6 protein-coding genes and 1 pseudogene are annotated in these 9,201 nt (G+C 58.3%); all 7 read left to right on the top strand.

Annotated elements, in window-relative coordinates:
- Window positions 1–249: pseudogene (locus RSF91_RS19005) on the top strand (gamma-glutamyl-phosphate reductase); the annotation flags it as partial.
- A gap of 83 nt (window positions 250–332) precedes the next feature.
- Window positions 333–1,793 (top strand): Trk system potassium transporter TrkA, encoded by a 1,461-nt coding sequence (gene trkA / locus RSF91_RS19000; protein ID WP_332569880.1) that lies wholly within the window; start codon window positions 333–335, stop codon window positions 1,791–1,793.
- 9 nt (window positions 1,794–1,802) lie between these two features.
- Window positions 1,803–3,269: a TrkH family potassium uptake protein gene (locus RSF91_RS18995; protein WP_332569879.1), complete on the top strand. Its 1,467-nt coding sequence runs from the start codon at window positions 1,803–1,805 to the stop codon at window positions 3,267–3,269.
- Window positions 3,270–3,348: 79 nt separating this feature from the next.
- A complete protein-coding gene (gene gshA / locus RSF91_RS18990; RefSeq protein ID WP_099739143.1) occupies window positions 3,349–4,644 on the top strand; it encodes a glutamate--cysteine ligase in 1,296 nt (431 codons plus the stop codon).
- A gap of 79 nt (window positions 4,645–4,723) precedes the next feature.
- The gene (locus RSF91_RS18985; RefSeq protein ID WP_332569878.1) at window positions 4,724–6,592 is read left to right on the top strand and encodes a potassium transporter Kup; all 1,869 of its coding nucleotides are present in this window, start codon (window positions 4,724–4,726) and stop codon (window positions 6,590–6,592) included.
- A 138-nt stretch (window positions 6,593–6,730) separates the two neighbouring features.
- Window positions 6,731–7,909: a benzoate/H(+) symporter BenE family transporter gene (locus RSF91_RS18980; protein ID WP_332569877.1), complete on the top strand. Its 1,179-nt coding sequence runs from the start codon at window positions 6,731–6,733 to the stop codon at window positions 7,907–7,909.
- Window positions 7,910–7,982: 73 nt separating this feature from the next.
- Window positions 7,983–8,933: a glutathione synthase gene (gshB, locus tag RSF91_RS18975; protein ID WP_332569876.1), complete on the top strand. Its 951-nt coding sequence runs from the start codon at window positions 7,983–7,985 to the stop codon at window positions 8,931–8,933.
- Window positions 8,934–9,201 lie beyond the last annotated feature (268 nt).

Raw genomic sequence — 9,201 nt, 5'->3', positions numbered from 1 at the left:
TACTCCAGCCACCATACCGAGTCCATACTGACGACCAATCACCAGCATGCGCAGAAGTTTTTGCGCGAGGTGGACTCGTCCAGCGTCATGGTCAACACCAGCACCCGCTTTGCCGATGGCTTTGAGTACGGTCTGGGTGCCGAAATCGGCATCAGCACCGACAAGTTCCATGCGCGTGGTCCGGTGGGCATTGAAGGCCTGACGTCGCTCAAATACGTGGTCTTGGGCGACGGCGAAGTCCGCGGCTGAAGACTGCCTGCCGGGGATGCCGTCAGCGGCCTTCTCCGGCGTTGAATTGATACCGCAGCTTGGGTTTCCCTCTCCATAACACCATGAAAATCATTATTCTGGGTGCCGGGCGCGTAGGTCAAAGTGTGGCCGAAAGTCTGGTTTCCGAGCAAAACGGAATCACTGTCATCGACACCAATGCACGCGCCTTGCGTGACCTGGAGTCGCGCTTTGACCTGCGCGGCGTGGTCGGCAATGGCATTGACCCGCAGGTGCTGGCCGAGGCGGGAGCCAAAGATACGGACTTGCTCATTGCCTGCGCGTCCATGGATGAGACCAACCTGGTCTGCTGCAAGATTGCGCAGGCCATGTTTGATATTCCCACCCGCATTGCGCGGGTGCGCTCCTCAAGCTTTGCGGCCGATGATCCGGTGCTGGGCAAAGATGGCTTTGCGGTAGACCGCATCATCTGCCCTGAAGAATCCGTCACCAACTACATCAGCAAGCTTATTGAGTACCCCGAAGCCATGCAGGTGCGCTCCTTTGCGGGTGGCCGTGCAGCGCTGGCTTCGGTGCGCGCCCGTGCTGGCGCGCCTGCGGTGGGCTTGCAGATTGCCCAGGTGCGCGAACGTATGCCCGCGCTGGCCATGCGCATTGTGGCCATTTACCGCCGCTTTATGGATGAGCCTGACCGCTTTGTGCGCTGTGATGGCAATACGCGCATTGAGCCCGGCGATGAAGTTTTCATGCTGGCCGCCACCGCGCATGTGCCGGAGGCGCTTAAAGCCATCAACTTGCCAGAGGGCCGTCCAAGCCGCCCGGTCTATCGCATCATGATTGCGGGTGGCGGTCAGGTCAGCCTGCGTCTGGCCAGAAAGCTGGCGCAGACGCCAGGGCGCTTTCACGTCAAGATCATCGAACACAATGCGCAGCACTGCCTGAGTCTTGCGTCCGCACTGCCTGCGGAAGTGCTGGTGCTGGAGGGTGATGCCACGGATGAGGACTTGCTGGAGGAAGAGGGCATTGAAGAGGTGGACCTGTTTCTGGCGCTGACGGACGATGATGAGGACAACATCATGTCCAGTCTGCTGGCCAAGCGCATGGGCGCACGCCGCGTGCTGTCGCTCATCAACCGCCGTGCCTATGCCGATCTGATGCATGGCACGCAGATTGATATTGCGCTATCCCCCGCACAGGCCATGCTGGGCGAGTTTCTGGCCTATGTGCGCCGTGGCGATGTGCAGGCCGTGCACAGCCTGCGCCGTGGTGTGGCCGAGGCGCTGGAAATTGTGGCGCGCGGCGACCGAAAAAGCTCGCGCGTGGTGGGCCGCAAGGTGGAAGAGCTGCGCCTGCCTGAGGATGTGCACATTGGTCTTATTGTGCGTGGAATCCCCGAAGGCAAGACTTGCGAAGAGGTTGCGGGCTTGCCGCTGGTGACCGAGGTCATCATTCCGCGCAGCAATACGGTGATCGAATCCGGCGACCATGTGGTGTTCTTCCTGCCTAACAAGCGGCTGGTGCGCAACGTGGAAAACCTGTTCCGCGTCAGCGCCACCTTTTTCTAAGCTGCTCCCATGAAAGACCTGCTTCCTGTCCTGCGCGTGCTGGGCATGCTGATGATGCTGTTCGCCGGCGCCATGCTGCTGCCCTTTGGCGTTTCATGGTTCACGCAGGATGGCATCTGGCGCATTTACCCTTGGGCGATCGGCCTGACCGTGGGTGTGGGTCTGCTGCTGTGGGGCGGCTTGCATCGCCACAAGCAGGACTTGCAGCCGCGCCATGGTGTGATTCTGGTGACGCTAGTGTGGGTGGTGCTACCCCTGTGCGCCATGGTGCCGCTGATGATGGGGCTGAGCCGGGTGGGTATCTCTATCAGCTTTACCCATGCGTATTTTGAAGCGGTGTCTGGCCTGACGACGGCCGGTGCGACGGTGCTCAGCGGGCTGGATCAACTGCCGGTATCCATCAACGTGTGGCGTACCTTCATGCAGTGGATGGGCGGTATGGGGATTCTGATTCTGGCCGTGGCTATTTTGCCGCTGCTGGGTGTTGGGGGCGCGCAACTGTTTCGCGCAGAGGCGGCAGGCCCCGTTAAAGATACCAAGCTTACCCCGCGCATTACCGAAACCGCCAAGGGCCTGTGGGGCGTGTACGCGCTGTTTTCCACAGGGTGCTTTCTGGCGTTCTGGGCTTTGGGCATGCAGCCGCTTGATGCGCTAATGCATATGTTTTCCACGGTGAGCTTGGGCGGCCTGTCGTCGCACGACGCCAGCTTTGCCTATTTCAACTCGCCCCTGCTGGAGGCTGCTGCGCTGCTGTTCATGCTGCTGGCCAGCTGCAACTTTGCGCTGTACTTTGTGGCCATGCGCAAGGGGCGACTCGACAGCTTTATGCGTGACCCCGAAATGCGCGCCACGATTGGCGTGCTGGTGGGCGCGGGACTGCTGGTGGCTCTGCTGCTCTGGGTCAAGGGCGTGTACGGCCCGCTGGATGCACTGCGCTTTGGCATGTTCCACACGGTCTCAGTGGCCACCACCACGGGCTTTTCCACCACAGACTATCTTTCCTGGCCGGTTTTTATTCCGGTGCTGCTGCTGCTGCTCTCCGGGGTGGCGACCAGCGCGGGTTCGACTGGCGGCGGCATCAAGATGGTGCGCATGCTGATTCTGGTCAAGCAGGCCAGGCGCGAAATGACGCGCCTTGTGCATCCGCGCGCTGTACAACCCGTGCGTCTGGGCGATGCAGTGGTGGATAACCCGATGATTTTTTCGGTGCTGGCCTACATGCTTGTCTATGGCGCCACGGTCATTGTGTTGAGCATGGTGTTGTTGCTGACGGACCTTGATCCTCTGACTGCTTTTTCTGCTGTTCTGGCCAGTGTGCATTGCATGGGGCCGGGACTGGGGGCGATTGGGCCGGCATCCAACTACACGGTGTTGACTGATTTCCAGATCTGGGTGTGTACTCTAGCCATGCTGCTGGGGCGGCTTGAGATACTGAGTTTTATGGCTTTGCTGACGCCGGCTTTCTGGCGTCGCTGAGACAAAAGACTAGGGAAAACACCTATCTCATGCTCCAATCTCTACAATCGCACCCCACCACCGTCTCCTGAGGGTATTTATGGTTCCACATCTTGTCACGGCTTTGACCGGCCCCATTAACGAACTTGAGCAGCGCGTTCTCGATTCAATGCCTGCCATCGAGCGTTGGTTCCGCCTTGAATGGATGGAGCACACGCCACCGTTCTATTGCTCGGTGGACATTCGTAATGCGGGTTTCAAGCTGGCACCGGTGGACACCAACCTGTTTCCGGGTGGCTGGAACAATCTCACCGATGAAATGCTGCCGCTGGCCGTACAGGCTGCGATGGCTGCTATCGAAAAGATATGTCCTGAAGCGCGCAATCTGCTCATCATTCCCGAGAACCACACGCGCAACACCCACTATCTGGCCAGCGTGCTGCAGCTCAAGCGCATCTTCTCCATGGCGGGTCTCAATGTGCGCATTGGCTCCATCAGCCCCGAGATCAAGAAGACACTGTCCATCACTTTGCCCTTGGGCGACGTGATTCAGCTCGAGCCGGTGATTCGTAGCAAGCGCCGCCTGGGCCTCAAGGATTTCGACCCCTGCACCATCCTGCTGAACAACGATTTGTCCACAGGCGTTCCTGGTATTGTCGAAGAGCTGTACGAGCAATATCTGTTGCCCCCCTTGCATGCAGGCTGGAATGTGCGCCGCAAGAGCCGCCATTTCCAGAGCTATGAAGAAGTCGGCAAGCGCTTTGGCAAGCTGCTGGGGATTGATCCGTGGCTGATCAACCCGCTGTTTGGTCAGGTTGAAAATATCGACTTTGCCGAAGGCACGGGCATGGATGCGCTGGCCGATCAGGTCGATGTGATCCTCTCCAAGGTGCGCCGCAAATACAAGGAATACGGCATCAAGGAAAAGCCGTTTGCCGTGGTTAAGGCCGACAACGGCACCTACGGCATGGGCGTGATGACCGTGCGTGATGCCAAGGAGCTGGCTGCACTGCCGCGCAAGAGCCGCAACAAGATGGGCATCATCAAAGACGGCCAGACCGTGCATGACGTCATCGTGCAGGAAGGCGTGCTGACCTATGAGCGCATGCACAATGCCGTGGCCGAGCCCGTGGTCTACATGATGGATCGCTATGTGGTTGGCGGCTTCTACCGCATGCACCCAGAGCGTGGCGAGGACGAAAACCTCAACGCCCCCGGTGCCGGCTATGTGCCGCTGGCCTTCCAGCAGAGCAATCACCTGCCTCAGGCGGGTATGCGCCCCGGTGCCAGCGCGCCTAATCGCTTTTATATGTATGGCGTGGTAGCACGTTTGGCCATGTTGGCGGCGAGCTATGAGCTGGAAGCCACTAATCCTGACGCAGAAATTTACGACTGATATCGCATGTGCGCGGGACAGCGCACAATGCCGTCAATTTCATCACTCGGTGACTGCCTTACGAGTCGCTTCCTGACCTGTGCAAAATTCGAAATCCTCGCTAGGCGCCCTGACTTTGGGCGCAATTGGTGTTGTCTATGGAGACATCGGCACCAGTGTTTTGTACTCGGTCAAGGAGGTTTTCGGCTCAGGCCATGTGCCTTTTACGCCGGCCAACGTCTATGGCGTGCTCTCGGTACTATTCTGGACGCTGACGGTCATCGTCTCCCTCAAATACGTGGTTCTGGTGCTGCGTGCCGACAACAACGGCGAGGGCGGACTGGTGGCTATGCTGGCTCTGGCATCGCAGACGGTCAAAGACAAGCCGCGCCTCTCCAGCGCGCTGTTTCTGGTGGGCATGTTCGGTACCTCGCTGTTTTATGGCGACGGGGTGATTACCCCGGCAATCTCGGTGCTCTCGGCGGTTGAGGGGCTGGAAGTCATCTCGCCGCACTTCACCAAGGCGGTGATTCCGCTGACGCTGGTGATTTTGTTTCTGCTGTTCTTTGTGCAAAAGCGCGGTACGGCAGGCATTGGCAAGTTCTTTGGACCCATCACAGTCGCCTGGTTTGCCTGTATCGCCTTGCTAGGCGTGCGCCAGATCATGGGCCACCCTGAAATTTTGGCGGGCCTGAGCCCACACTACGCCGTACTGTTCATCTGGAACAACCCCGGCACCAGCTTCATCATTCTGGGTGCCGTGGTGCTTTGCGTGACTGGTGCGGAAGCGCTGTATGCCGATTTGGGGCACTTTGGCAAAAAACCGATTCGTCTGGCCTGGTTCAGCATCGCCATGCCGGCGCTGACGCTGAACTACTTCGGCCAGGGTGCGCTGCTGCTGGCCAACCCAGAGGCTGTGAAGAACCCGTTTTTCATGATGGCACCCAGCTGGGCTCTGCTGCCGCTGGTCATCATGGCCACCATGGCTACCGTGATTGCCTCACAGGCGCTGATTACCGGCGCCTTCAGCGTGACCCGTCAGGTCATTCAGCTGGGTTACTTTCCGCGCTTTGAGGTGCGCCACACCAGCGTGAAGGAAACCGGCCAAATCTATATGCCGCTGGTCAACTGGGGCCTGTTTGTGGCGATTGCGCTGGCAGTTTTGCTGTTCAGAAGCAGTGGCAATCTGGCTGCGGCCTACGGTATTGCGGTGACGCTGGACATGCTGATCACTACCATGCTGACCTTCTTCGTGATTCGCTATCGCTGGAACTACCCGCTGGCTCTGTGCCTGCTGAGCACTGGTTTCTTCTTCTTGGTGGACTTGGCTTTCTTTGCGTCCAACCTGCTCAAGTTGTTTGAAGGCGGCTGGTTCCCGCTGCTGATTGGCGGAACGGTCTTTACGCTGATGATGACCTGGCGCCGTGGCCGCGAGCTGCTGCACCAGAAGCTACAGGCGGATGCGCTGAATTTGCGCGATTTTCTGGAGTCCACCTGGCGCCATCCGCCCACGCGCGTGCCGGGCACGGCGGTGTTCCTCTCGGGTGAGCCGGGCACGGTGCCCCATGCGTTGCTGCATAACCTCAAGCACAACAAGGTGCTGCATGAGCGCAATCTTTTTGTGACCGTGCGCAATCACGAGGTGCCGTGGGTAGGGCTGGATAAACGGGTGGAGTCCGAGTCGCTGGGAGGCGACTGCTGGGAAGTCATGATTCACTATGGCTTCAAGAATGAGCCCGATGTACCCGCCGCGCTGGCGCAGCTGCGTACTCAGGGTTGTTTGCTGGACCCGATGTCCACCAGTTACTTTCTGTCGCGCGATGTGATCATCCCGCGCATGAATAACTCCATGGCCCACTGGCGCGAGAAGCTGTTTGCCCAGATGCACCGCAACGCCAGCCGTGTTGCAGACTTTTTGCACCTGCCCAGCAATTCGGTGGTGGAGCTAGGCTCCAAGATCGAGCTGTAAGAACTTTGAGTCAAATAGTGTTCTAGCGCTTTATAGATAAGCGCTAGAGGCTACTCATTTGATAGTGGTGTGTTTGAGCTGCATCTGTCGTCACGCATGCGGCAGAAAATCTGGCCGCCCTGATGCCAGAATGCGCAGATGCGCTTTTTCAAAGACTTGAGTCCTGCCGCTGTCGCCGCAGGCTTTGTGGCGGTTCTGGTGGGTTTCACCAGCTCGGTGGCTCTGGTGTTTCAGGCGGCGCAGGCTTTTCATGCCACGCCTGAGCAAATCACCTCCTGGATCTGGGCGCTGGGTCTGGGTATGGGGCTTTGCTCGCTGGTGCCATCGCTTATTTTGCGCATGCCCGTCATGGTGGCCTGGTCCACGCCGGGTGCGGCGGTGCTGGCTACGGCAGGTCTGGCGGGCGGCTTTTCCATGGGCGAGGCCATTGGCGCCTTCATCGTCAGCGCGGCGCTCATCATTCTTGTGGGCGTGACTGGCTGGTTCGAGCGCATCATGAACCGCATCCCTATGGAAATTGCCTCGGCCCTGCTGGCTGGGGTGCTGGCCAAGTTCGGCATGCAGGCCTTCTCGGCGGCAGAGAGCAATCTGTCTCTGGTACTGGTCATGCTGCTGGCCTATCTGCTGTCGCGCCGCATGGTTCCGCGCTATGCCGTCATCATTACCTTGCTGGTTGGCACGCTCTGGGCTGCACTGCGGGGGCAAATGCAGTGGTCCGCCGTGCATGCTGGTCTGGCAATTCCGGTTTATACGGCTCCCGTGTTCTCGCTGCAGGCGCTCATCAGTCTGGCCTTGCCCCTGTTTGTGGTGACCATGGCTTCGCAGAATCTGCCGGGTGTGGCGGTAATCCGCGCCACGGGCTACCCGATTCCTGTGTCTCGCATCATCAGCACCACGGGCGTGGCGACCTTGCTGCTGGCTCCGTTTGGCGGCTATGCCCTGAACCTGAGCGCCATTACCGCTGCTATCTGTATGGGTGATGAGGCTCATGAGGATAGAAACAAGCGCTACACCGCTGCAGCTGTGTGCGGCCTGCTATATATATTGATAGGCATCTTTGGCGCCATCGTTACCGGGTTGCTGACGGCCTTTCCTAAAGAATTGGTCGCCTGTATTGCAGGCTTGGCCCTGCTGGGCTCCATCGGTGGCGGTATGGCAACTGCTTTCAAGGATGAAAAGCACCGGGAGGCGGCGCTCATTACCTTCCTTGTCACGCTTAGCGGCGTAGTCATTGGCGGCGTGGGATCGGCATTCTGGGGCGTGGTTGCTGGTAGTCTGGCTTTGTTCGTCCAAAGCTTCCGAGCCCGGGCGGTTTGATCATCTGCTGCCACTTTGTGGTGTTATGCCCGGCTGGGCATGATGCCCATATCTACCGATAGAGTTCATTACCATGCAAATACTGTTTGTTGCCGATCCGCTGGAATCCTTTGTTATCTACAAAGACTCCACCTTTGCCATGATGCGCGAGGCCCAGCGCCGTGGCCACCAGATCGTGGCCTGCGAGCCCAAGCACATCTCTTGGCAAAGCGGTGGCAAGGTCAAAGCGCAGGTGCGCTACATCTCGCTGACCGGTAATAAGGATGCTTGGTTTGAGGAAACAGCCTGCAAAGCGGTGAACCTGGCTGACTTTGACGCCATCGTCATGCGCAAGGACCCTCCTTTTGATTCGGAGTTTTTCTACGCCACGCACATGCTTAGCCAAGCCGAGCGTGAAGGCGCCAAAGTCTTCAACAAGCCCAGCGCCCTGCGCGAGCACCCTGAGAAGCTCGCCATCATGGAATTTGCGCAGTTCATCTCGCCCACCTTGGTCACGCGCAGCGCTCAGGACATCCGTGCGTTCCATGAAGCGCACAAAGACATCATCCTCAAGCCACTTGATGGCATGGGCGGCATGGGGATCTTCCGCGTGGGTGAAGATGGCCGCAACCTGGGCAGCATCATCGAAACCCTGAATCAGGGCGGCGCAATCAGTGTCATGGTGCAGAAATTCCTGCCCGACATCGTTCATGGTGACAAGCGAGTCCTCATTATTGGCGGCAAGCCTGTCCCCTTCTGCCTGGCTCGCATCCCGCAAGGCAATGAAGTGCGCGGTAACTTGGCTGCAGGCGGCAAGGGTGTGGCCCAGCCCTTGGCTGAACAAGACAAGGCCATTGCAGAGTTCATCGGTGCAGAACTGGTCAAGCGTGGTTTGCTGCTTATTGGTCTGGATGTCATTGGTCATAACGTCACCGAGATCAATGTGACCAGCCCCACCTGCTTCCAGGAGATCTTTGATCAGACAGGCTGTGACGTCGCAGCACTGTTTGTCGATGCCTTGGAGTCAGCAGCCCTGTCCATGTAAGAAAAAGAAGGCAGACAGGCTTTGGCCTGTCTGCCTTCTTTTCGGCTGTCTTTGTGTGGGTTGCAAAGTGCTCAAATTTCTGTGTACAATGCAAGGCTGCGCTGAACGAGATCACTTGGTTTTCTCGAAGCAAATCAAGAGATTGAGATGCTAAAAACTGTGCTAAAATTCAAGGCTTCGCTGATCACAGCAAGCAACAAAATTCAAGAGTGGCTCTGCCAGTTTTGAATTCTCGGTTCCTTAAAAAAATACAGCCGATAAGCGTGGG

Source organism: Comamonas sp. (assembly GCF_036643215.1).
GTDB lineage: Bacteria > Pseudomonadota > Gammaproteobacteria > Burkholderiales > Burkholderiaceae_C > Comamonas.
The sequence above is the reverse complement of the archived record's forward strand: the minus strand, read 5'-3'. Positions and strand labels throughout refer to the sequence as shown.

Bases quoted from the DNA above. Each gene is read 5' to 3' on its own strand.
- RSF91_RS18995 (WP_332569879.1), top strand. From the start codon at position 1,803: ATGAAAGACCTGCTTCCTGTCCTGCGCGTGCTGGGCATGCTGATGATG.
- RSF91_RS18980 (WP_332569877.1), top strand. From the start codon at position 6,731: ATGCGCTTTTTCAAAGACTTGAGTCCTGCCGCTGTCGCCGCAGGCTTT.
- gshA (WP_099739143.1), top strand. From the start codon at position 3,349: ATGGTTCCACATCTTGTCACGGCTTTGACCGGCCCCATTAACGAACTT.
- gshB (WP_332569876.1), top strand. From the start codon at position 7,983: ATGCAAATACTGTTTGTTGCCGATCCGCTGGAATCCTTTGTTATCTAC.
- trkA (WP_332569880.1), top strand. From the start codon at position 333: ATGAAAATCATTATTCTGGGTGCCGGGCGCGTAGGTCAAAGTGTGGCC.